This window comes from Mycobacterium appelbergii (assembly GCF_032883035.1).
In the GTDB taxonomy this organism is placed as follows: Bacteria; Actinomycetota; Actinomycetes; order Mycobacteriales; family Mycobacteriaceae; genus Mycobacterium; species Mycobacterium appelbergii.
Window position 1 is genome coordinate 40,407 of sequence record NZ_JAMQTH010000014.1, and the last position, 22,166, is coordinate 62,572.

Here is a 22,166-nt window from a genome sequence, read left to right on the forward strand (position 1 = left end):
GGGTCAATCGAGCGATTTTGGGATTGGACCTAGCACTAGATCGCGAACTAGTTCCTGGGAGGATCCTCGGCATGCAGCACCGTGCGGGCAAGCGCCGCTGCTTGAGCACGCGTACTCACACCCAGCTTGGCCAGCAGGCTGTGTACATGGTTCTTCACGGTGTGAACTGCGATGCAGAGCTTCTCGGCAATGTCGCGATTGGACAGGCCTAGTTCCAGCATCCTCAAGATCTGGATCTCACGGGCTGTAAGGACCAGTTCCTTGGCAGCCGGCTGCCGCTGAGAAGCCAGGGCTGACAACCGTCGGAGCAGTATCGCCGAAACTCGTGGCGAACACAGCGATTCGCCGGCAGCTACCTTATGTGTCAATACAAGCAAGTCCTCCAGGGACTCATTACGTAAGTGGTAACCCGCCACACCCGCCTCGGCACATGCCACAATTTCCGATTCGTCGTCCTCGGATAATCCGGAAACCACCACGCGCACATGCGCGCTCATATTCAAAGCGTGCCGCAATAGCGTCGCGCTGTCACGAGTCGCCATATTCAGCAGAATGACGCGCGGCAGCGTCGCATCAAATGCCGCGATCAACGAAGGCAGATCCCAGGCCACCCCGGGAACAAGAGCGCCCTGTGAGGCAATAGCGCCTGCCAGGTACTCGCGGTAGAGGGTGCAGTCATCGACGACCAATATCCTGGTGTCGTGGAGTAGGCCGAAAACACCAAGCTTCTCCCGGTACGAATGCGCCCAGACTCCCGCGGTCAACGACGGATCGCCATCCAGACGCCCCCCTGGCGCTGAGAATGCTCGCGAGTTTGCCGCAGCTCGTCCGTTGCCTGGGGCATGGACGGACACCGTGCCAAGGCCGGCATCCGGGTCATCCGGTAGTTCATCGACGCCGGCGACCGAATCAAGTAGCTGGAATTTGTCTGGCTGCCCTAGTTCGCGGACCTGTCCTCCACGATCTCGGTCAAGCCCGAAATTTTCGCTGGTCATTCCCTCTGCGGGGCGCACATGCTGCACTATCGACTCTCCTCCCCGACGAAAATGTGGTGCTCCCCGACGACCCAGTCAGGGTTTCGCCGATGGTATGCGTTTGCCATAACTGGCGTCAACGGAACAAATACGAGGCAGGAGGCAAATATTGCGGTCGCAACTAGGTCGCTCGACAGCCACATGCGGGCCGCTCAAGCCGCAGGCGCATCAGCCCTGGTACCACAAGATCACCAGACTAAACGTCCTATGCGGACGGCTTTTTCATACCTTAAGTTTGTTTTCGGCATTTTTGTTACCGGAATGATACTGAAAACAGGTTTGAGCTCAATTGCGGTCCGCACCGACGTTCCATCTTTGCCGCAGCGCGCATAGGAGAATCATGACATTCGGCCAGCAAGGCAACTGGCACGGAAACTCGGGCGACCGCAGCATATTCTTTGCTGGAGGCTTGGTCGGCAGATCCGGCGGGATCTACATCCGGCGTGCAAGATCGTCGTCGCCGCTATGACGCGGTGGTTCATGCGGGGCCACCGGAGCCTGAGGCGGCGCCACCGGCGCGGGCCCGGCACTGGGCCGATTCTCGCTGGGTCCGGCGGCAGCCGCGGGCGGAGCGGCGGCCGGGGCTCCCGACGATCCGGCTGGTGCAGACCGTTCGTTGAGCTGTGACTCGCGTGCGTCCTGGGCGGCCTGACGTTCGTTCTGCCGGGTCTCCCGCTCGTCCTGCTGGTGGTCGCGTTCGTTCTGCCGGGCTTCCCGCTCGGCCTGTTGCTGTTGCGGATTGTTCGGTCCCTGGCCGGGCCCGGCCTGGCCGCCACCGGGAGCACCCTTGTCGCCGTCCCCGCCCTTGGCACCCTCCATGGCCTTCATCAGCGGCTCCATCAGCGAACCGAACTGCCCACCCATTTGTCCCGCGGCTTGTGCCGGCGCGCCTGCCATCTGGCCCATCTGGCCGAGCTGACCCATCATCTGGCCCAATTGCCCGACGCCCTGCTGGCCGGCCTGGTCGGCGTTCTCGTACGCGCCTTGAGCGTCGCCGAGCTTCCCGTTGAACATGTTCTCCTTGGCCGACAGTGCCGTGACGTTCGCAGTCAACGACGCAGCCAGGGTCGGAAGCAGTCCGGCGATCGTCATGCTCATGGCATCCTCGCCCGGCGCGATCGTCGGCATCTCCGGCAGTTGTATCGGTGCGGCATTCCAGTTCAGCGCACCGGGTGTGGTCATCGGCTGATTCATCGGGGACCTCCATCTACGTTCACGGCTGAGATCACGACCGGCTCACCAGTCATCGTCGACGTCCTCGTCACCAAGGTCGTATTCCAGCGGTGCGGGCAGAGACAGGCCCGTGGCGGAGCCTCCGCTTGTCCCGCGCTGGCCACCCATCATTCCCATACCGCCCATGCCGCCGCCCATTCCACCGGCGGCAACCGGCGCGACTCCGCCGACCGCGGTGGCAGCCGCGGCCTGGTCGGCCGCGACCGAAACCGGTGCGGTACTGCCGACGAGCTTGGCCATCACGGGAGTCTGCGGACCGACACCGCCGCCGCCACCGGGCAATCCGGCGGCCTTGACCAGGCCGGCGCCTCCGCTCGGGCCTGACCCGCCCGCCGCGGGGTGATTGGAGAAAGCCGAGAAGGGACTCGGCCCTCCGCCGGTACCCCCCTTGCCTGCCGAACCGAACATCTGCGTCAGTTGCTGCAACGGCTGCGAGAGCTGCTGTAGCGGCTGCATCATCTGCTGTGGCATCTGTCCCAGCTGGCCGAGCATCTGGGGCAGCTGACCCGCCATCTGCATCATCTGTTGCATCATCTGCTGGCCGGCCTGCTGAGCCTGGGCCGTCGGCGGGGTGCTGACCTGCGGAACGTTGGCGACAGTGCCGAGGCTGCTCGCAAGCTCGGTGGTGCCCGCGGTAACGGTGGCGATGTTCTGCGAAAGCCCCATCTTGATGCGGCTCTCGATCAGCTCCTGCTTGTTGCTGAACGGGAGCGCCTGCAGTGCGGTCACTTCCTGCTGCACTTCCTGTGCAGCGGCGTTGACCGCCGTTTTCGTCTGGACGACCGCGGCCGCCATGGCAGTGAGCGAGGTGGCGATCGCCTGAGCCTGCGCGGCGTTCGCCTCATGCCCGGCGATCATCGTGGTGGCCTCACCGGCGGCGGCCGCGGATCCACCGCCCTGCCACACCTCGGACAGCTTCATCAGCTGACCGTGCTGCTCGGGCACGACCGAACCGCTGATCTTCGCGGCTAACTTCTCATACGATGCCGCGGCTGCGGTGAGCTGCTCTTCGTCGACGTTCGGCCAGCCGGGGCCCGTCACCGTCTGAGATCCGAACGGGCTGCTGTCAGGCATCATGCCCACGACACGGCCCCCCTTCCACGCGTCCTGCTGTGTGTAGCAAAGATTACCGTGTCGAAGCGGGGTGGCAACGCACCTTTATCCCAAGATCAAGCCAGAAGTCGGCACCCCGGTGCCCGCGGTGACCAGCACATGCTCCACCTTGTCGACCTGGTTGACCGAGGTGCCCCGCAGCTGGCGCACTCCTTCGGCAATGCCGTTCATCCCGTGGATGTACGCCTCGCCGAGCTGGCCGCCATGGGTATTGATCGGCAGCCGGCCACCGATCTCGATCGCGCCACCGGCAATGAAGTCCTTGGCTTCGCCCTTGCCGCAGAATCCCAGCTCCTCCAGCTGGATCAGCGTGTAGGGGGTGAAGTGGTCATAGAGGATGGCCGTCTGGATGTCCTCCGGTGACAGGCCGCTCTGTTGCCAGAGCTGGCGGCCCACCAGCCCCATCTCGGGCAGCCCGAGCTCGTCGCGGTAGTACGAGTACATGGTGAACTGGTCGACACCCGCACCCTGAGCGGCCGCTTCGATGACGGCCGGCCGATGCTTGAGATCCTTGGCCCGCTCGGGGGTGGTGACGACGATCGCGACGCCGCCGTCGGTTTCCTGGCAGCAATCCAGTAGCCGCAACGGTTCGGCGATCCACCGGGAGTTCTGGTGATCCTCGATCGTGATCGGCTTGCCGTAGAAGTGCGCTTTGGGGTTGTTCGCGGCATGCCTGCGGTCGGCCACCGACACGGCGCCGAAATCCGCACTCGTCGCGCCGTATTCGTGCATGTACCGCTGGGCGATCATCGCCACCGAGGCGGCCGGTGTGCTCAACCCGTGCGGGTAGGACCAGCTGTATTCGACCCCGCGCGAATCCGCATTGGTCGTCAGACCGCTCATCACCTGGCCGAAGCGGAACTCCGAACGCTCGTTGAAGGCGCGGTAGGCCACCACCACTTCGGCCACGCCGGTCGCGACCGCAAGCGCCGCCTGCTGCACGGTAGCGGCGGCCGCACCGCCGCCGTAACCGATCTGGCTGAAGAACTTGAGCTCCCCGATCCCGGTGGAGCGGGCAACCGCGGTCTCCAGGTTGGAGTCCATCGTGAAGGTCACCAGGCCGTCGACATCTGAGGGCGACAGGCCGGCGTCGTCCAGCGCGTCGAGCACCGCTTCCGCGGCGAGCCGCAGCTCGCTGCGGCCGGAATTCTTGGAGAAGTCGGTGGCGCCGATACCGGCGATGGCCGCCTTACCGGAGAGCATCAGTTGTCCCCCACTGTGAGAGTTGCGGTGGCGATGACGTGGTCGCCAAGACTGTTGCTGCCCACCACTTTCACCGTCGCCACGCTGGCGCCATCTTTGCTCCTCGCGTCCGCGGCATCCACCGCGGTGACCTCTCCGCGGAAGGTCACGGTGTCATACGCATACCAGGGCACACCGAGCCGAAGCCCGATCGACTTGATCCGCGCCGACGGACCGGCCCAGTCGGTGAGATACCGCTGCACCAGGCCGGTGTCGGTGAGGATGTTGACGAAGATGTCCTTGGAACCCTTGGCCAGCGCCTTGTCCCGATCATGATGGACGTCCTGGTAATCGCGCGTGGCGATTGCCGTGGAGACGATGAACGTCGGATCGCCGTAGAGCTCGAGTTCGGGCAGTTTGGTACCGACCGCGATCACCGGCGCGCTCACTGGGCCGGCTCCCATGTGTACAACGTCCACGCCGGGCTGACATCGCTGTCCGGGAAATCGATAAAGGTTGCGCGCACTGGCATTCCGATCTGCACCTTCGCGGGGTCGATGTTGCGCAGCTCGCCGAGCATCCGCACGCCTTCGTCGAGTTCGACGAGCGCGATGATGAACGGCAGGCTGCGGCCCGGCACCTTCGGCGCGTGGTGCACGACGTAGCTGAATACGGTGCCGGCTCCGGACGCCACGACATAATCGGACGGCCCTACCGGATCCTGGTGGTCCTTCCACATCGCAGGCACCGGCGGGTGCTGCAGCGTCCCGTCGGGACGCTGCTGGATCCGCAGCTCATGTGCGTTGACGCCGTCCCAGAAGAACTGGGTGTCCTTGGACGCGGCAGGCCGCATCAGCTTCTCCGGGTCCAGGTCTGCGGGGATCTCCGCCTTGGACGCCCTATCGGCAGGGATGAACTTCATGATCCGCCAGTCCATTTCGGCGACATCCTCGTCGCCGACCTGCCAGGTGATCTTCTGGTTGATGAAGTAGCTCTCGCCCAGAGCGGTCTGTTTGGGCCCGATCACGTCGGTGAGCTCAGCGCTGACGCTGACTTCCTCACCGGGCTGCAGATAACGGTGGTAGGTCTGCTCACAGTTCGTCGCCACCACACCGACATACCCTGCGGCATCGAAGATCTCGATGATCTTGCCCAGCGGATCATCGTCGGGCCGCACACCGCCGAGCCCCATCATGGTCCACACCTGGATCATGGCAGGCGGTGCCACGATGCCGGGGTGTCCGGCCGCTTTGGCGGCCGCCTCGTCGACGTAGATCGGGTTCCTGTCGCCGATGGCGTCCACCCAGTGATGAATCATCGGCTGGTTCACCGGATCCCGACCGACCCGTGGCTTGCTGCGGCCTGCCGCCTTGACCTGCGCGACCGCATCGTCGAATTCGCTCATCGCGGAACCCTCGGTACTTTCAGACCCGATGCGGCGATCATCTCGCGCATCACCTCATTGACGCCACCGCCGAACGTGATGACCAGGTTGCGCTTGGTCATCTTGTCCAACCAGTCCAGCAGGTGGGCGGTATCCGGATCTGCGGGGTTGCCGTACTTGCCGACGAGTTCCTCGGCGAGCCGGCCGACCTCTTGAATACGTTCGGTGGAGAAGACTTTCGTGGCGGCCGCATCCGCGACAGCGATCGTCTCGCCCGATGCCGCCACCTGCCAGTTGAGCAGCTCGTTGACCCGCCAGATCGCCTTGATCTGGCCGAGCAGCCGGCGCGCGTCATCGTGTTCGATCGGCGTCACCCCGTCCGAACCCGGCTTGGAGGCCCAGGCGTGGACCTGGTCATAGATGCCGGCCACCCGACCGGCCGGACCGAGGCCGACCCGCTCATGGTTGAGCTGCGTGGTGATCAGCTTCCAACCGCCGTTCTCCTCACCGACCAGCATGTCGGCGGGCACCCGCACGTCGTTGTAATAGGTCGCGTTGGTGTGGTGGGCGCCGTCGGACAAGATGATCGGGGTCCACGAGTAGCCCGGGTCTTTGGTATCGACGATGAGGATCGAGATGCCGCGGTGCTTGGCCGCTGTCGGGTCGGTGCGGCAGGCCAGCCAGATGTAGTCGGCGTCGTGGGCACCGGTGGTCCACATCTTCTGTCCGTTGACGATGTACTCGTCACCATGGCGCACCGCGGTTGTCCGCAGCGAGGCCAGGTCGGTACCGGCGTCCGGTTCGGAGTAGCCGATCGCGAAATGGATGTCACCCGAAAGGATCCCGGGTAGGAACTTCCTCTTCTGCTCCTCAGTCCCGTAGACCTGCAGGGTGGGGCCTACGGTCTGCAGGGTCACCAGCGGCAGCGGTACGTCGGCGCGGTTGGCCTCGTTGACGAAGATCTGCTGCTCGATCGGCCCGAACCCGAGGCCGCCGTACTCCTTGGGCCAGCCGACGCCCAGCTTGCCGTCGGAGCCCATCCGTTTGATCACCGAACGGTAGGCCTCGTTGTGGCGATCGGTTTCCATCGCCGCGGCCTCATCGGGGGTGATGAGTGTCGAGAAATACTGTCGCAGTTCAGCTTGCAGCGCACGCTGCTCGGGTGTCAGCTCGATGTACATGTTTTAGTTCCCGTCGCTTCGCTCGCCCATGTCATGCTCCCACCAGGTCAAGACGATGCGAAGGACCGCCGAGCAGCCGGGTCAGATCCTTGATCGAGGAGTAGTAGCGGTCCATGGGATAAGTGATGTCCATACCCATACCACCGTGCAGGTGATGGCAGATGCGCATTGCCGGAGGCGCCTGGGCGGTCAACCAGTATCCGAGGATGAGCAGGTCGTCGCCGGCGTCCAGGCCCTGGGAGAGCCGCCAGACCACCGAGGTGGACACCAGATCGATGGTGCGCGAAGCGATGTAGACCTCGGACAGCTGGGCTGCGACAGTCTGGAAGGTGGACAACGGCCTGCCGAACTGCTCGCGGGTGGCCACATAGTCGGCGGTGAGCCGTAGCGCCCCCGCGACCAGGCCTGCGGCGAACGCGCCCGTCATCGCCAGCGCGAGCTGGTTGACCCGCGCCACACCGGCACTGTCCAGGACGTCCTCGGCGCCAACCGCGACATCGGCGAACGTCACCACGTACTCGTCGGAGCCGGTGGCGGTCGGCACTTTGGTAACTGTCACGCCGGAGGCCTGCGGCGATACCACGACGACCGCGGTATCTGCGGTGACCACCAGAAATTTCGCCGACTCGGCGTAGGGCACACCGATTTTGGTGCCGTTGAGTTTCCCATCGGCAAACGTGACCGACGGCCGGTCCGGAAGCGAGGTGCCGGGTTCGTTGAGCGCGGCGGACAGCAGCGCACCCTTGGCGACATCGGCCAGGTAGCGGTCCTGCTGGGTATCTGTTGCCAGGTCCAGCAGCGGCACCAGGCCGAGGCCGAGAGTGGCCAACGCGGGGCTGATGGTGCCGCGCCTGCCGATCTCGGTCAGCGCGGTCGCGACCTCCAGCAGACCGAGCCCGTCACCGCCCAGCCGTTCAGGCACCGCCAGGGCGGTGACCCCGCCGGAGACCAATGCGTCCCAACTGTTGTCCCGCTCCAGCACGGACGTCACCACATCGGCGACAGCCTGCTGTTCCGGGTTCGGTGTGAAGTCCACCCGAATCCTCCTCGATCCGATTTCGGCTCAGTGGCTGACGGGACACTGTGCCGGATTTGCCGGCCCGCCGGCGCCGGTGTAGTCGACCTGCCAGTGCTTGATGCCGTTGAGCCAACCCGACTTTAACCGCTCCGGGTCACCGATCGGCTTGAGATCCGGCATGTGATCGGCGACCGCATTGAAGATCAGGTTGATGGTCATCCGGGCCAGGTTGGCGCCGATGCAGTAGTGCGCTCCGGTGCCGCCGAACCCGACGTGCGGGTTCGGATTGCGCAGAATATTGAAGCTGTGCGGGTTTTCGAAGACCTCGTCGTCGAAGTTGGCCGAACGGTAGGACATCACCACCCGCTCGCCCTTCTTGATCTTGATACCGCCCAGCTCGGTGTCCTCCAACGCGGTGCGCTGGAAAGCGGACACCGGAGTGGCCCACCGGACGATCTCGTCGGCCGCGGTGTCGGGACGGTCGCGCTTGTAGAGCTCCCACTGCTCGGGGTGCTGCGAGAACGCGATCATGCCGTGCGTGATCGAGTTGCGCGTGGTCTCGTTGCCGGCCACCGCGAGCATCACGACGAAGAAACCGAACTCGTCGTCGGACAGCTTCTCGCCGTCGATATCGGCTTCGATCAGCTGCGTGACAATGTCGTCGGTCGGGTTCTTGGACCGTTCCTCGGCCATCTTCATGGCGTAGCTGATGAGCTCGAACGAGGACATCGCCGGATCGACATCGGCGTACTCGGGGTCATCGCCCGCGGTCATCTCGTTGGACCAGCGGAACAGCTTGTCGCGGTCCTCCTGCGGCACTCCCAGCAGGCCGGCGATGGCCTGCAGCGGCAGCTCGCACGACACCTGCTCGACGAAGTCGCCGGTCTCGGCCGCCCTGGCACTCTCGGCGATCTTCTGGGCGCGCTCGGCGAGTTCGGCTTCGAGCCGGCCGACGGCGCGCGGGGTGAAACCGCGGGAGATGATCTTGCGCAGACGGGTGTGCTGAGGCGCGTCCATGTTCAGCAGCACGGCCTTCTGCAGATCGACGGCCTCGCGCGTCATCTCCTGTGGCCATACCGGGATGGCACCGTCGGGCGAGCTACCGAAGATGTCGTTGCGCTTGGACACCTCCTTGACGTCCGCGTGCTTGGTGACCAACCAGTAACCTTTGTCACCGAAGCCGCCGGTTCCTCCGGGCACGTCGACCCAGTGGACGGGCTCGGACTCGCGCAGTTCGGCGAGTTCAGCGACCGGGAGGCGCTCAAGGTTCAAGGTCGCGTCGAGGAAGTCGAAATCGTCGGAAATATTCGGGCATGGCATAGGTGTCAGCTCCTGGAATGCAACGTGTTCTAGTTCCAGTAAAACATGCCTTCGTAGCAGATAAAAGGCACGGTCACATCGTCGCTTGTCAGACTAATGAAACGTGTTCTAGCCTGACCTCATGGGTACACCTGTCATCGTCGAAGCCACCCGCAGCCCGATCGGCAAGCGCAACGGCTGGCTGTCCGGCCTGCACGCCACCGAACTCCTGGGCGCGGTGCAGAAGGCGTTGGTCGAGAAGGCCGGCATAGATGCCGGAGACGTCGAACAGCTCATCGGCGGCTGCGTCACGCAGTACGGCGAGCAGTCGAACAACATCACCCGGGTCGGCTGGCTGACCGCAGGTTTGCCCGAGCACGTGGGTGCAACAACCATCGACTGCCAGTGCGGCAGCGCTCAGCAGGCCAACCACCTGATCGCGGGCCTGATCGCGACGGGCGCGATCGACATCGGCATCGCGTGCGGAATCGAGGCGATGAGCCGGGTCGGGCTGGGTGCCAACGCCGGGCCGGACAGGTCCATCATCCGCGCCTCGTCGTGGGACATCGACATGCCCAACCAGTTCGACGCCGCAGAACGCATCGCCAAGCGTCGCGGCATCACCCGCGCCGATGTGGACGCGCTCGGCCTGGCCTCCCAGACCAAGGCCAAGCAGGCCTGGGCCGAGGGCCGTTTCGACCGGGAGATCTCGCCGATCTCCGCCCCGGTGCTCGACGAGAACAAGCAGCCGACCGCCGAGTGGGCCCCGGTGACCCGCGACCAGGGCCCGCGGGAGACCACCGCCGAAGGACTGGCCGCGTTGAAGCCGGTGATCGAGGGGGGTATCCACACCGCGGGCACGTCCTCGCAGATCTCCGACGGTGCCGCTGCGGTGCTGTGGATGGACGAGGACAAAGCGAAAGCCCTTGGCCTGAAGCCACGCGCCCGCATCGTCAGCCAGGCCAACGTCGGCGCGGAGACCTACTACCACCTCGACGGGCCCGTGCAGTCCACCGCCAAGGTGCTGGAGAAGGCCGGCATGAAGATGGGCGACATCGACCTCGTCGAGATCAACGAGGCCTTCGCCTCGGTGGTGCTGTCCTGGGCACAGGTGCACGATGCCGACATGTCCAAGGTCAACGTCAACGGCGGTGCGATCGCCCTGGGGCACCCCGTCGGTTCGACCGGCGCCCGGCTGATCACCACCGCGCTGCACGAACTCGAGCGCACCGACAAGACCACCGCGCTCATCACGATGTGTGCCGGCGGCGCACTGTCGACCGGCACGATCATCGAGCGGATCTGAGAGCCTGTGCCTTTCTCCGACACCGAGCGCATCGCGGCGGCTCAGGCGTATATCGATGCGCTCGTCACCCATCAGGCCGACGCGGTGCCGTTCGCGCCGGGCTGCATCCGCATCGAGATGGGCCTCAAGACCGGCCGGTCCGGAGATCATCTGCGCCGCAGCCTGAATCGGGGGCCACAGTTCCGGTTGATCGAAGAGACGACGACGCCGGAGTTCACCGTCGACGGTGACCACATCCGGGCCCGGTTCGACGTGCTGACCAAGCCCCGTCTGGCCGGGCGGCGCGTGTGCTCGCATGTCGACGAGACGTTCCTGATCCCCGCCTCGGACGGGAAAATCCACCACATCCGCGCCACTCTCACGCCGTTCATCGGGCGATAGGTCCAGACCATGGCCAACCCGCCCAGAGCACTCAATTCGAAGCCCGTCGGCTTCCTCATCAAGCAGATGTCGCGGGCCAACACGTGGATTTTCAAAAAGTCGGGCGGCAGGTTCGGCGACAAGTTCCTGCGCGGGGCGCCGGTCGGAATTTTGACCACCACCGGACGCAAAAGCGGCGAGCCGCGGGAGAGCCCGCTGCTGTTCCTGCAGGAGGGCAAGCGCATCGTGCTGGTCGCCTCGCAGGGCGGACGCGCGACCAATCCCATGTGGTATCTCAACCTCAAGGCCGACCCCAAGGTGTCGTTCCAGACCAAGACCGAGGTGCTCAACCTCGTCGCCCGGGAGGCCACCGACGCCGAGCGTGACGAGTACTGGCCGAAGCTCGACGCCATGTATCCCGATTTTGCCGACTACCGCACCTACACCGATCGGAAGATCCCGATCATCCTCTGCGACCCGTAGCTTCCCCGCGAGCAGACGCGTAGGTACCCCAAACCCGACAGTTTGGAGTACCGCCGCGTCTGCTCGCCGGCAAAATCAGGCCCCGTAGACCGGGACCGGCGGACGCGACTTGGCCAGGAGGTCGGTGACGACCTGGCCGAGTTCGGCCGGATCCCAGCGCGCGCCCTTGTCGACCTGCGGGCCGTGGGCCCAGCCTTCGGCGACGCGGATCTTGCCGCCTTCCACCTCGAACACCTTGCCGGTGACGTCACGGGCCTCGACGCTGCCCAGCCACACCACCAGCGGCGAAACGTTCTCCGGTGCCATGGCGTCGAATTCGGCGCCCTGCGTGGACATCATCTCCGCGAAGACCGTCTCGGTCATCCTGGTCCTTGCGGACGGGGCGATCGCATTGACCGTGACGCCGTAGCGGCCCATCTCGGCCGCGGCGACCAACGTCAGGGCCGCGATACCGGCCTTGGACGCGCTGTAGTTGGCCTGCCCGACGCTGCCCTGCAGGCCGGCACCGGAGCTGGTGTTGATGATGCGGGCGTCCACGGTGTTTCCGGCCTTGGACTGTGCGCGCCAGTAGGCCCCCGCGTGCTTCATCGTGGCGAAGTGTCCCTTGAGGTGCACGGCGGTGACGGCGTCGAATTCCTCTTCGGAGGTGTTCGCGAACATCCGGTCCCGCACGATGCCTGCATTGTTCACCAGGATGTCGAGACCACCGAAGGCGTCGACCGCGGTCTGGACGAGCCCTTCTGCCTGCGCCCAGTCGGCGACATTGGCCCCGCTGGTGACGGCTTCGCCACCGCCGGCGACGATTTCGTCGACCACGCCTTGTGCGGCACTGCCACCACCGGCGGGCGATCCGTCCAGACCCACGCCGATGTCATTGACCACCACACGCGCCCCTTCGGCGGCGAATGCCAGCGCGTGCGCGCGGCCGATGCCGCCGCCGGCACCTGTAACAATGACCACGCGGCCGTCGAGCAGTCCCATCTGAGATGTCTCCTTATTTGTTCGCGCTTGAAGCTGCCAGGTACTGCGGCGGCTCGCCGCCACCATGCACTTCGAGAGTCGCCCCGCTGATGTAGGACGCGGCCTCCGAAGCGAGAAATGCTGCGGACCAACCGATGTCGGCCGGCTTGGCGAGCCGACGTAACGGCACGGTCGCGGCCACGGCAGCCACCGATTCGGCGTCGCCGTAGAACAACTCGGACTGTTCGGTCTCCACCATGCCCACGACCACCGAGTTGACCCGGACCTTGGGCGCCCACTCCACCGCCAGGGTGGTGGTGAGGCTGTCGACGCCTGCCTTGGCGGCGCCGTAGGCCGCGGTGCCCGGCGTGGGCCGCCTGCCGCTGACGCTGGAGACGTTGACGATCGAGCCGCCCGTGTCCTGCGTCTGCATCACGGCATTGGCGTGCTGTGCCACCGACAGCGGCCCGAGCAGATTGAGCTCGATGATCTTGGTGCTGAACTTGGCCGACGCGTCTGCGGCGAGGACATAAGGCGAGCCGCCGGCATTGTTCACCACGACGTCGAGGCGGCCGTGCTCGGCGACGATCGCCTCGATCATCGCTTTGACCGAGTCGTCGTCACGGACATCGCAGGCGTGGAATTCATACGGCAGGTTCTCCACCGGGCGACGCGCACAGGTCACCACGGTGGCCCCTTGAGCTGCGAAAACCGAGCTGATGCCGGCGCCGACCCCTCGTACGCCGCCGGTCACGAGAACCACCCGGCCTGCCAGCTGCAGATTGATTCCAGACCCGTCACTCACTGTGCTAGCGTACCAAGCAAGTGCTTGCTTAGGTAGCCGCCCCCCACCTCGAAAGTCCGCTGGGAGATCTCATGACCATCAGCACAAAGACCGTCGAACCGGGCATCGTCTCGGTCACCGTCGACTACCCGCCCGTCAACGCCATCCCGTCACGCGGCTGGTTCGAACTCGGCGACGCGATCACGGCCGCGGGTCGCGACCGCAGCACCCACGTGGTGATCCTTCGCGCCGAAGGCCGCGGCTTCAACGCGGGCGTCGACATCAAGGAAATGCAGAACACCGAGGGCTTCACTGCACTCATCGACGCGAACCGCGGGTGCTTCCACGCCTTCCGTGCCGTCTATGAATGTGAAGTCCCCGTGATCGCCGCGGTGAACGGCTTCTGCGTCGGCGGCGGTATCGGCCTGGTCGGCAACGCCGACGTCATCGTCGCCTCTGACGACGCCAAATTCGGTCTGCCGGAAGTGGAACGCGGCGCACTCGGTGCGGCCACCCACCTCTCACGACTCGTCCCACAGCACATGATGCGCCGGCTGTTCTTCACCGCCGCGACCGTCGACGCCGAAACCCTGCACCACTTCGGCTCGGTGCACGAGGTGGTGCCCCGCGCCGAGCTCGACGAGTCCGCGCTGCGCGTGGCGCGCGACATCGCCGCCAAGGACACCCGCGTGATCCGGGCCGCCAAGGAAGCGCTGAACCTGATCGACGTTCAGCCGGTCAACGCCAGGTACCGCATGGAGCAGGGCTTCACGTTCGAACTGAACCTGGCGGGCGTCTCCGATGAACACCGCGATACCTTCGCGGGAACTGACAAGGGATCGAAATGACCGACAAGAGAACAACACTCGACGAGGCCGTCTCGTCGATCAAGAGCGGCATGACCATCGGCATCGGTGGCTGGGGTTCGCGCCGCAAGCCCATGGCGTTCGTGCGGGCCCTGCTGCGCACCGATGTCACCGATCTGACCGTCGTCACCTACGGCGGACCGGATCTCGGCCTGCTGTGCTCGGCGGGCAAGGTCAAGCGCGTCTACTACGGCTTCGTCTCGCTGGACTCCCCACCGTTCTACGACCCGTGGTTCGCCAAGGCCCGCACCAGCGGTGCGATCGAGGCCCGCGAGATGGACGAGGGCATGCTGCGCTGCGGCCTGCAGGCGGCCGCGCAGCGTCTGCCTTTCCTGCCGATCCGCGCCGGCCTGGGCAGCGATGTGCGGGCCTTCTGGGGCGATGAACTCAAAACGGTCACCTCGCCCTATGAAACCGATGGGGCCCATGAAGAACTCATCGCCATGCCGGCGCTGAACCTGGATGCCGCGTTTGTTCATCTGAATCTCGGTGATACCCAGGGCAATGCGGCCTACACCGGAATCGATCCCTACTTCGACGACCTGTACCTGATGGCCGCCGATCGCCGATTCCTGAGTGTGGAGCGCGTGGTCACCACCGACGAACTGGTGAAAGCCGTTCCGGCACAGGCGCTGCTGGTGAACCGGATGATGGTCGATACGGTGGTCGAGGCGCCGAACGGCGCCCACTTCACCACCGCCGAACCCGATTACCGGCGCGACGAGAAGTTCCAGCGCCACTACGCCGAAGCCGCGGGATCCGAAGAAACCTGGACAGAATTCGTCAAGACCTATCTGTCCGGAAGTGAGGCCGACTACCAGGCCGCGGTCCGTGCGTTCAAGACGGCACAGGAGGAAACCAAATGATTGCCGCGACCCGCGCCGAGGTGTGCGCCGTTGCCTGCGCCGAACTGTTCCGTGACGCGGGTGAGATCATGGTCAGCCCCATGGCGAACATGGTGGCGATCGGCGCCCGGTTGGCCCGGCTGACCTTCTCCCCCGACATTCTGCTGACCGACGGCGAGGCCCGACTGCTGGCGGACACGCCCGCGATGGGTGCGACGGGCGCGATCGAGGGATGGATGCCGTTCGGGCGCGTCTTCGAAACTCTGGCCTGGGGCCGACGCCATGTGGTCATGGGCGCCAACCAGATTGACCGGTACGGCAACCAGAACCTGTCTGCCTTCGGCCCGATCCAGCACCCCAAACGCCAGATGTTCGGGGTTCGCGGTGCACCGGGCAACACCATCAACCACGCCACCAGCTACTGGGTCGGCAACCACAGCACGCGGGTGTTCGGCGAGTCGGTCGACATCGTCTCCGGCGTCGGCTGGGACAAGGTGGACAGCGACAATCCGGCCTACCGTTTCCTGAACGTCTACCGGGTGGTCAGCAATCTGGGCGTGTTCGACTTCAACGGGCCCGACCACCAGATGCGGGCGGTCTCGCTGCATCCCGGTGTCGAACCCGCACAGGTGGTCGAGAACACCGGCTTCGAGGTGCACGGATTGGAGTCCGCTGACATCACGCGCCTGCCTACCGAGGACGAACAGCGACTCATCCGCGAGGTGATCGATCCGAAGTCACTGCGTGACAGGGAAGTCCGCTGATGAGCCGGCTGCATACCCCGCTGACCGAGCTGATCGGGATCGAGCATCCCGTCGTGCAGACCGGGATGGGTTGGGTCGCCGGCGCGCGTTTGGTCGCCGCGACGTCCAACGCAGGCGGGCTGGGCATCCTGGCCTCGGCGACGATGACGCTCGACGAGCTGCAGACCGCCGTCACCAAGGTCAAGGCCGCCACCGACAAGCCGTTCGGCATCAACATGCGCGCCGACGCAGGCGATGCCGGTGAGCGCGTCGACCTGCTGATCCGTGAGGGTGTCAAGGTGGCGTCGTTCGCGCTGGCCCCCAAGGCCGATCTGATCGCCCGACTCAAAGATGCAGGCGTGGTGGTCATTCCGTCGGTCGGGGCTGCCAAACATGCCAAGAAGGTGGCGGGCTGGGGCGCCGACGCGGTGATCGTGCAGGGCGGCGAAGGCGGCGGGCACACCGGCCCCGTGGCCACCACGCTGCTGCTGCCTTCGGTGCTGGATGCGTTGAAAGGCAACGACATCCCGGTGATCGCGGCCGGCGGGTTCTTCGATGGCCGCGGCCTGGCCGCCGCGCTGTCCTACGGCGCCGCCGGGGTGGCGATGGGTACCCGATTCCTGCTGACCGCCGACTCCACAGTCCCCGACGCCGTCAAGCAGCAGTATCTGCAGGCAGCCCTGGACGGCACGGTGGTGTCCAGGCGCGTCGACGGGATGCCGCACCGGGTGCTGCGCACCGGTCTGGTGGAGAAACTGGAGAGCGGGTCGGGGGTGCGCAGCCTCACCGCCGCAGTGCTCAACGCGCAGAAGTTCAAGAAGATGTCCGGTATGACCTGGCCGTCGCTGGTGCGTGACGGGTTGGCCATGCGTCGCGGCAAAGAGCTGACCTGGTCGCAGGTGGTGATGGCCGCCAACACGCCGATGCTGCTCAAGGCCGGTCTGGTGGAAGGCAATACCGATGCGGGCGTGCTCGCTTCGGGGCAGGTTGCCGGGATCATCGATGATCTGCCGTCCTGCGCCGAGCTGGTCCCTGCGATCGTGACCCAGGCGATCGAACACCTGCAGGCCGCCGGCTCGTTCATCGACTGACTGGCACAGTGGCGGTATGGACGTCCGCCATACCCAGCATCCCGTGATCCGGCGCGCCGCCGAGTGGCTGCACATGGTGAACAGCCGGCACCCGTGGAGCCACAACGACCATTTCCACCGCTGGATCCTGCGCAATCTGCCCGCGCGTCGCGGGCGCGCGATCGACATCGGTTGTGGGCAGGGTGCTCTGGTTGCGCTGCTGGCGGGCCACTTCAGCGAGGTCCACGGCACCGATGCCGACCCGGGCATGCGCACCGAGGCCGCCCGGCGCTGCGCTGATCTGACCAATGTGACGATCGACGGCGCCCAGCTCGACGAGCTGAGCGGCGCCGTCGATCTCATCACGATGATTGCGGTGCTGCACCATCTCGACGCGGAATCAGCCCTGTCCGAGGTCGCCCGCCTGCTGGCCCCCGGCGGCCGGTTCCTCGGCGTCGGCCTGGCCCCGCCGAAGTCGGTCCGCGATATCGCGTGGGACCTGGCCTCGGCGGTGACCAATCCGATCATCGGGATGGTCAAACATCCGCGTCCGGTGCGGGGCGGGCCGCAGCCACCACCGTTTCCGGTCCGCGATCCGGAACTCAGTTTCGACGAGTTGCGGACCGTGGTCGACCGGATCATGCCGGATGCACGGATGCGGCGCCGGCTGGCGTTCCGGCACACCATCGCCTGGACCAAGCCGACCTAAATCAGGCCAGTGTTTCCACCAAACCGGACAGTTCGGCAACGCTGTCCAGGATGTGGGTGGCACCGGCCGCGGACAACTGCGCCGTATCGTGGGCGCCGGTGAGCACGCCTACCACAGCGCGCGCACCGGCCCGCACGCCGCTGGTGACGTCGGAGGACGTGTCGCCGACGACGATCATCGAACGCACAGAATCGGTTTCGGTGCGCATCAGCGCGGTCAGCGGCATATCCGGGTACGGCCGGCCCCGCACGCCCGGCCCTGGGCACAGCACGATGTCGGCCAGGTCGCGCCAGCCGAGGGCGTCGATGATCGCCGACTGTGTTTCGGTGGCGAAGCCGGTGGTCAACGCGGTCTTGATGCCGCGGGACCGCAGATCGCGAATGAGCTCTTCAGCGCCAGGGATCGGACTGCAGTTGCCGTCGGCCACCAGTTGCGCGTAGCAGCGTTCGAACTCCTTGTTGGCATCCTGCGCCTGCTGCTCGTTACCGCGGGCGAGGTGACGGAAGACCACGATCTTCGACTGGCCCATGGTGTCGGAGACGTAGCGCAGCATCTCCTCGCGGTCGGCGTCGGTCTTGGACAGGCCCGCGTGGCGGTCGGCGGCGAGGAACGACTGCTGGACCAGCCCGCTGTCCTCGACCGTGGTGCCCGCCATATCGAACACAACCAGGCTGATCTGATCGTTTGTGTTGGTGCTCATTGGGTTACGCCTTTCATCTTGGTTGATGTCTGTCAGTACTTGATGCAGGCCGACCGGAGGTCGGTGTAGAAGTTCCAGACGTCCGGCGAGCATTCCGGCGCGCCGAGTTGGGATGCCTTCGCCCCCATGTGTGGCAGGTGCGCATAGGAGCCGACGCCGGCACGGTTGACGTGCAGCATCCCCGCCTGAAAATCATTGAGTGCCTGAAAGATCAGGGTTGGGCTCTGCGTGAAGATCGTCCCGGACATCCCGTAGCGGACCGAGTTCGCAATTCGCATCGCCTCGTCGTAGCCGTCACAGGTGATCACGGACAACACCGGCCCGAACACCTCTTCCTGGGCCACCTCGCTGTCCCATGCCACGTTGATCAGCACCGTCGGTTCGACGAAGTACCCCGGCGTATCGAGTACGGCGGCCTTTCCACCGCAGGCAATGTCGGCACCGTCGTTGACCGCCCGCGCGACCGCGTCCAGGCAGGCCTGCTGCCGCTGCTCGTTGACCACCGGACCGATGTCGGCCCAGTGCGCATCACCGCGCCCGATCTGCATCTGCTGAACCCGCGGTAGCAGTCGCGACAGCAGCGCCTGTTCCACGTTGCGGTCGACGATGACCCGGCTGGTGGCGCTGCAGCGCTGCCCGCTCTGGCTGAACGCGCCGTGCAGGATTGCCTCGACGGCGTCGTCGAGATCGGCGTCGGCCAGCACGATCAGTGCGTTCTTGCCACCGAGTTCCAGCTGGGTGCGCATCAGCCGTCCCGAACCTGCCCGGTTGATCTCGGTGCCGACCGACAGTGAACCCGTGAAGGAGATACCTGCGACGCGGGGATCATCGACCAACGCAGCCCCGGCCTCGCGGTCGCCCTGAACCAGGTTGAGCACTCCGGCCGGCACCCCGGCGTCGGCGAAAGCCTGCACCAGCAGGGCCGAGGTGAGCGGCGTGAGCGGTGAGGGTTTGAGCACGGCGGCACAACCGGCCAGCAGGGCGGGTGCGACTTTCCACATCGGGACGGCCAACGGGAAGTTCCACGGGGTGATCAGGCCGACCACCCCGAGGGGACGATGGAAGGTCATGGCGATGGTGCGCGGGTCCTCGGCGGGTGTGGTGACACCGTTCATGCGCCGTGCTTCACCAATGGTGAAGTCCAGGATCGCCAGCGCCCGGTTCGTCTCACCGATGGACTCCGACAACCGTTTACCCTGCTCGCGGGTGATCGCCGCGGCGAACTCGTCGACGCGCTCGCCGATGAGCCGTCGCGCCTCGGTGAGCACCGCTGCTCGCGCGACCGGACCGATGGCGTCCCAGGCGGATTGTGCGGCCGTGGCCGCGTCGACCGCGGCGGTGACGTCGACGGTGACCGACTCGGTGAATGCGCCGATGACGTCATCGGTGTTCGCCGGATTGAGGTTGGCCCGCACCTGCCCACCGACACTGGCTTGCCAGGACCCGTTGATGTAGTTGAGAAGATGCTCGGGCTGGGTCATCAGCGGCTCCTTCAATCCATCCGGACGGCGACGCGCGGCGCGGCTCCATTGCGGGCCGCGGTAACCGCATTGTCGATGTCGGCCAAGGGAAACGGCTCGGAAACCAGATCGGCGAACAGCTTTTGCGCGCCGGTGCGTGCCAGGAAGTCGACGGCTTCGGCGAGGTCGTCCAACCGGTAGTTGTGGCTGCCCACCATGGTGGTCAGATTCTTGACGTAGGCGCTCGGCTCGAAGTTGATCTCCGGTGCCGGCGACACGGAGCCCACCAGCGCGATCCGGCCGCCCAGATCCACGACCTCAAGCGCGCTTTGCACGGCCCGGCTACTGCCCGACAGTTCGAAGATGACGTCGGCGCCGTATTCCTTTGCCGCACTGCTCAAATCGTCGGGCGCGACGGCGACGGTCGCACCGAACCGGCCAGCCGCCTCGCGGCGGCCCGCGTCGACATCGCAGGCAATGACGTTCTCGACACCGCGGTCACGCGCATAGGCGAGCGCGGTCAGGCCGAGCATGCCGCAACCCAGCACGATCACGACATCATCGGCGGCCAGGCCGACGCGCCGAGCCGCGCAGACCACGGTCGCGGTGGCGCAATTGGCCGGCGCGGCCAGCGCCGCAGGCAGTTCGTCGGGCACCCGGACCAGGCCGGTTCCGGCCACCAGGTGGCAGTGGGTGGCCAGACCGCCGTTGAGTCGCCAGTGGTCATCGATCGCCTCGTGGCCGTATTTGCGCACCGACAGGCATTTCTGCGGGATCCCGCGGCGGCAACGCCGGCATTCGCCGCACGATGTGCCGATGGTCCAGGTGATCCGGTCACCGGGCGCGAGCAACTCGCCGTCGTGGGCCCGGACAGACCCGCCGGTGGCGACGACGGTTCCGACGGTTTCGTGTCCGAGGACCGTGGGCAGCGGTGTGGGTCGATCCCCGTTGATGGTGTGCAGGTCGCTACCGCAGATGGTGGCCAACTCGACGCTGACCAGCACTTCGCCGGCCCGCAGGTCGGGCGGCGGCTGCGATTGCAGGGAGAATCCCTCATCGACGCCCGACCATACCGCTGCGTTCAGGGTGGTTTCCATGGTTACTCCAGTTCGAGATCAGCGGCGGATGGTGAGGGCGACCAGTGCGCTGGCCACACATGAGCACGCGACGATCGGGAAGATCAGTGAGGTGTTGCCGGTGTCGTCCATGATGTGTCCGACAATCGGCTCGGCGGCCCCGGCGAACAGGTACGAGAAGAAGTTCACCACACCGGTTGCCGTTCCGGCCATCTGCTTTCCGGCGATGTCCGGGCACAGCGCCCAGAAGGAGGACTGCGGGCCGTAGACGAAGAAGCCGGTGAGGAACAACACCACGATGCCCGCGGCCGTGCCCAGGTGAGCGAGATACATCGTCATCGCAAAGACTGCGCCGAGCGCCATGAACAGGATGATCGGCCGGTCCCGTCGGGATCCGAAGATGCGGTCGGACAGCTGCCCGTTGATGAGCGCGCCGACGGCCATACCAATCGGCAGCGCCACCGAGATCCACAGCGGGCTGATGCCGCCGCCGTCGTTTTCTTCCCAGTCCTTGCCCAGGAAGTACACCGGCACCCAGATGAGCAGCCCGTAGCGGGCGGCGTTCTGGAACCCGATCGCGATACCGGTGGACCAGATCTTCGGGTTACGCAGGACTGCCTTGTAGCGGTCGAGCGAGCGGCCTGGATCGGCTTCGGCGACCGACTGTTCCACGTGCTCCTCGTCGCGGGTATACGACGCCGGCGGGATGACCCGGGCCTCTTTAGGATTCTCGCGTGCCACCAGATAGAAGGTGACGCCACCGATGAGCATGAGCAGCACGGGAACGCGGAAGATCCACTGCCAGTCCAGGTTCAGAGTGTCGACCACGATGGTGGAGGTGATGAAGGCCAACACCGATGCCATACCGGCCGCGAAGGTGTAGAAGCCGAAGCTCTTACCCCGCTCGTGGGGTCCCCACCAGTTGGAGATGACCCGTCCCCCGGATGGCCAGCCCATGGCCTGGGTGAATCCGTTGGCTCCCCAGAAGAATGCCAGTGACTTGGTGCCGACCGAGAAGCTGGTGCACCAGTTCATGATCGTGGACAGAACCGCACCCAGCGCCATCAGGCGGCGGCCCCCGAACTTGTCGGCCAGGTTGCCGTTGATCATCTGGCCCGCGGCATAGCACCACAGCATCGCGCCGCTGATGGCGCCGAGCGTGGTCTTGCTCAGCCCGAGGTCTTCCTCGATGCCGGGGATGGCGAAACCGAACGTCTGCCGCCCGGTGTAGAAGAACAGGTAACAGAACATCGCCGCCAGCAGCATGCGCCACTTCAGCCGCGAGAACTGCGCTTCCGAGACCGCCACGGGGTCCAGAGCGCCCTTTGGCTTTTCAAACGTGTTGGACATCGTCTCTTTC

23 protein-coding genes are annotated in these 22,166 nt (G+C 65.6%); 8 read left to right on the forward strand and 15 right to left on the reverse strand.

The annotated features are described in order from the left end of the window. Positions 1-47: 47 nt before the first annotated feature. From M1247_RS27575 to M1247_RS27615, 9 genes are all read right to left on the reverse strand, one after another. On the reverse strand, positions 48-1,022 hold the full coding sequence (locus M1247_RS27575) for a LuxR C-terminal-related transcriptional regulator (RefSeq protein WP_317159589.1): 975 nt from the start codon (positions 1,020-1,022) through the stop codon (positions 48-50). 444 nt (positions 1,023-1,466) lie between these two features. Next, positions 1,467-2,228: a hypothetical protein gene (locus tag M1247_RS27580; protein WP_317159590.1), complete on the reverse strand. Its 762-nt coding sequence runs from the start codon at positions 2,226-2,228 to the stop codon at positions 1,467-1,469. 42 nt (positions 2,229-2,270) lie between these two features. After that, entirely contained in the window at positions 2,271-3,350 is a 1,080-nt protein-coding gene (locus M1247_RS27585) for a hypothetical protein (protein ID WP_317159591.1), read from the reverse strand. A gap of 75 nt (positions 3,351-3,425) precedes the next feature. Then, on the reverse strand, positions 3,426-4,583 hold the full coding sequence (locus M1247_RS27590; RefSeq protein ID WP_317159592.1) for a 17-hydroxy-3-oxo-4-pregnene-20-carboxyl-CoA lyase: 1,158 nt from the start codon (positions 4,581-4,583) through the stop codon (positions 3,426-3,428). Further along, positions 4,583-5,011, reverse strand: coding sequence for a MaoC family dehydratase (locus M1247_RS27595; RefSeq protein WP_458695258.1), 429 nt, complete (start codon positions 5,009-5,011; stop codon positions 4,583-4,585). Before M1247_RS27595 ends, M1247_RS27590 begins: the two co-directional genes overlap by 1 nt. After that, a complete protein-coding gene (locus M1247_RS27600) occupies positions 5,008-5,967 on the reverse strand; it encodes a bifunctional MaoC family dehydratase N-terminal/OB-fold nucleic acid binding domain-containing protein (protein WP_317159594.1) in 960 nt (319 codons plus the stop codon). Before M1247_RS27600 ends, M1247_RS27595 begins: the two co-directional genes overlap by 4 nt. Continuing rightward, positions 5,964-7,127 carry an acyl-CoA dehydrogenase FadE29 gene (gene fadE29 / locus M1247_RS27605; protein ID WP_317159595.1) on the reverse strand — a complete coding sequence of 388 codons (1,164 nt, stop codon included), beginning with the start codon at positions 7,125-7,127 and terminating at the stop codon, positions 5,964-5,966. Before fadE29 ends, M1247_RS27600 begins: the two co-directional genes overlap by 4 nt. Positions 7,128-7,158: 31 nt before the next feature. Further along, on the reverse strand, positions 7,159-8,163 hold the full coding sequence (locus M1247_RS27610) for an acyl-CoA dehydrogenase family protein (protein WP_317159596.1): 1,005 nt from the start codon (positions 8,161-8,163) through the stop codon (positions 7,159-7,161). Positions 8,164-8,190: 27 nt separating this feature from the next. Next, positions 8,191-9,465, reverse strand: coding sequence for a cytochrome P450 (locus tag M1247_RS27615; RefSeq protein ID WP_317159597.1), 1,275 nt, complete (start codon positions 9,463-9,465; stop codon positions 8,191-8,193). 121 nt (positions 9,466-9,586) lie between these two features. Here M1247_RS27615 and M1247_RS27620 point away from each other — a divergent pair, with 121 nt between their 5' ends. From M1247_RS27620 to M1247_RS27630, 3 genes are read left to right on the forward strand one after another with little or no spacing between them, the layout of a single operon-like run. Next, entirely contained in the window at positions 9,587-10,750 is a 1,164-nt protein-coding gene (locus M1247_RS27620; protein ID WP_317159598.1) for a steroid 3-ketoacyl-CoA thiolase, read from the forward strand. A gap of 6 nt (positions 10,751-10,756) precedes the next feature. After that, complete coding sequence (locus M1247_RS27625; RefSeq protein ID WP_317159599.1) at positions 10,757-11,131, forward strand: DUF8021 domain-containing protein; 375 nt, start codon at positions 10,757-10,759, stop codon at positions 11,129-11,131. A 9-nt stretch (positions 11,132-11,140) separates the two neighbouring features. Then, positions 11,141-11,593 (forward strand): nitroreductase family deazaflavin-dependent oxidoreductase, encoded by a 453-nt coding sequence (locus M1247_RS27630; protein ID WP_317159600.1) that lies wholly within the window; start codon positions 11,141-11,143, stop codon positions 11,591-11,593. A 75-nt stretch (positions 11,594-11,668) separates the two neighbouring features. Here M1247_RS27630 and M1247_RS27635 read toward each other — a convergent pair whose 3' ends face one another. Both M1247_RS27635 and M1247_RS27640 read right to left on the reverse strand, forming a co-directional pair. Beyond that, positions 11,669-12,574, reverse strand: coding sequence for an SDR family oxidoreductase (locus M1247_RS27635; protein WP_317159601.1), 906 nt, complete (start codon positions 12,572-12,574; stop codon positions 11,669-11,671). A 13-nt stretch (positions 12,575-12,587) separates the two neighbouring features. Next, positions 12,588-13,358, reverse strand: a complete 771-nt coding sequence (locus M1247_RS27640; protein ID WP_317159602.1) for an SDR family oxidoreductase — start codon at positions 13,356-13,358, stop codon at positions 12,588-12,590. A gap of 71 nt (positions 13,359-13,429) precedes the next feature. Between M1247_RS27640 and echA20 the strand changes: the two genes are divergently transcribed. The 5 genes from echA20 to M1247_RS27665 are packed head-to-tail and all read left to right on the forward strand — an operon-like array spanning position 13,430 to position 17,570. Next, positions 13,430-14,185 (forward strand): (7aS)-7a-methyl-1,5-dioxo-2,3,5,6,7,7a-hexahydro-1H-indene-carboxyl-CoA hydrolase, encoded by a 756-nt coding sequence (echA20, locus tag M1247_RS27645; RefSeq protein ID WP_317159603.1) that lies wholly within the window; start codon positions 13,430-13,432, stop codon positions 14,183-14,185. Beyond that, positions 14,182-15,069 (forward strand): cholesterol ring-cleaving hydrolase subunit IpdA, encoded by an 888-nt coding sequence (ipdA, locus tag M1247_RS27650; protein ID WP_317159604.1) that lies wholly within the window; start codon positions 14,182-14,184, stop codon positions 15,067-15,069. The genes echA20 and ipdA overlap by 4 nt, the downstream gene beginning before the upstream one ends. Then, positions 15,066-15,812, forward strand: coding sequence for a cholesterol ring-cleaving hydrolase subunit IpdB (ipdB, locus tag M1247_RS27655; RefSeq protein WP_317159605.1), 747 nt, complete (start codon positions 15,066-15,068; stop codon positions 15,810-15,812). Before ipdA ends, ipdB begins: the two co-directional genes overlap by 4 nt. After that, positions 15,812-16,882: a (3aS,4S,5R,7aS)-5-hydroxy-7a-methyl-1-oxo-octahydro-1H-indene-4-carboxyl-CoA dehydrogenase gene (gene ipdC, locus M1247_RS27660; protein WP_317159606.1), complete on the forward strand. Its 1,071-nt coding sequence runs from the start codon at positions 15,812-15,814 to the stop codon at positions 16,880-16,882. The genes ipdB and ipdC overlap by 1 nt, the downstream gene beginning before the upstream one ends. Before the next feature lie 16 nt (positions 16,883-16,898). Continuing rightward, entirely contained in the window at positions 16,899-17,570 is a 672-nt protein-coding gene (locus M1247_RS27665; protein ID WP_317159607.1) for a class I SAM-dependent methyltransferase, read from the forward strand. Position 17,571: 1 nt separating this feature from the next. On the opposite strand, the gene M1247_RS27670 is transcribed toward M1247_RS27665, so the two are convergent. From M1247_RS27670 to M1247_RS27685, 4 genes are read right to left on the reverse strand one after another with little or no spacing between them, the layout of a single operon-like run. Then, positions 17,572-18,270 carry a phosphonatase-like hydrolase gene (locus M1247_RS27670; protein WP_317159608.1) on the reverse strand — a complete coding sequence of 233 codons (699 nt, stop codon included), beginning with the start codon at positions 18,268-18,270 and terminating at the stop codon, positions 17,572-17,574. 32 nt (positions 18,271-18,302) lie between these two features. Then, positions 18,303-19,751, reverse strand: a complete 1,449-nt coding sequence (locus M1247_RS27675) for an aldehyde dehydrogenase family protein (protein WP_317159609.1) — start codon at positions 19,749-19,751, stop codon at positions 18,303-18,305. Between the two features lie 11 nt (positions 19,752-19,762). Beyond that, a complete protein-coding gene (locus M1247_RS27680) occupies positions 19,763-20,827 on the reverse strand; it encodes a zinc-binding dehydrogenase (protein WP_317159610.1) in 1,065 nt (354 codons plus the stop codon). 18 nt (positions 20,828-20,845) lie between these two features. After that, positions 20,846-22,156, reverse strand: coding sequence for an MFS transporter (locus tag M1247_RS27685; RefSeq protein WP_317159611.1), 1,311 nt, complete (start codon positions 22,154-22,156; stop codon positions 20,846-20,848). Positions 22,157-22,166: the final 10 nt, after the last annotated feature.

Coding starts and splice junctions, on each gene's coding strand:
- M1247_RS27580 (WP_317159590.1), bottom strand. CDS start 2,228: ATGAATCAGCCGATGACCACACCCGGTGCGCTGAACTGGAATGCCGCA.
- M1247_RS27590 (WP_317159592.1), bottom strand. CDS start 4,583: ATGCTCTCCGGTAAGGCGGCCATCGCCGGTATCGGCGCCACCGACTTC.
- M1247_RS27600 (WP_317159594.1), bottom strand. CDS start 5,967: ATGAGCGAATTCGACGATGCGGTCGCGCAGGTCAAGGCGGCAGGCCGC.
- fadE29 (WP_317159595.1), bottom strand. CDS start 7,127: ATGTACATCGAGCTGACACCCGAGCAGCGTGCGCTGCAAGCTGAACTG.
- M1247_RS27615 (WP_317159597.1), bottom strand. CDS start 9,465: ATGCCATGCCCGAATATTTCCGACGATTTCGACTTCCTCGACGCGACC.
- M1247_RS27620 (WP_317159598.1), top strand. CDS start 9,587: ATGGGTACACCTGTCATCGTCGAAGCCACCCGCAGCCCGATCGGCAAG.
- M1247_RS27630 (WP_317159600.1), top strand. CDS start 11,141: ATGGCCAACCCGCCCAGAGCACTCAATTCGAAGCCCGTCGGCTTCCTC.
- M1247_RS27635 (WP_317159601.1), bottom strand. CDS start 12,574: ATGGGACTGCTCGACGGCCGCGTGGTCATTGTTACAGGTGCCGGCGGC.
- echA20 (WP_317159603.1), top strand. CDS start 13,430: ATGACCATCAGCACAAAGACCGTCGAACCGGGCATCGTCTCGGTCACC.
- ipdA (WP_317159604.1), top strand. CDS start 14,182: ATGACCGACAAGAGAACAACACTCGACGAGGCCGTCTCGTCGATCAAG.
- ipdB (WP_317159605.1), top strand. CDS start 15,066: ATGATTGCCGCGACCCGCGCCGAGGTGTGCGCCGTTGCCTGCGCCGAA.
- ipdC (WP_317159606.1), top strand. CDS start 15,812: ATGAGCCGGCTGCATACCCCGCTGACCGAGCTGATCGGGATCGAGCAT.
- M1247_RS27665 (WP_317159607.1), top strand. CDS start 16,899: ATGGACGTCCGCCATACCCAGCATCCCGTGATCCGGCGCGCCGCCGAG.
- M1247_RS27670 (WP_317159608.1), bottom strand. CDS start 18,270: ATGAGCACCAACACAAACGATCAGATCAGCCTGGTTGTGTTCGATATG.
- M1247_RS27675 (WP_317159609.1), bottom strand. CDS start 19,751: ATGACCCAGCCCGAGCATCTTCTCAACTACATCAACGGGTCCTGGCAA.
- M1247_RS27680 (WP_317159610.1), bottom strand. CDS start 20,827: ATGGAAACCACCCTGAACGCAGCGGTATGGTCGGGCGTCGATGAGGGA.
- M1247_RS27685 (WP_317159611.1), bottom strand. CDS start 22,156: ATGTCCAACACGTTTGAAAAGCCAAAGGGCGCTCTGGACCCCGTGGCG.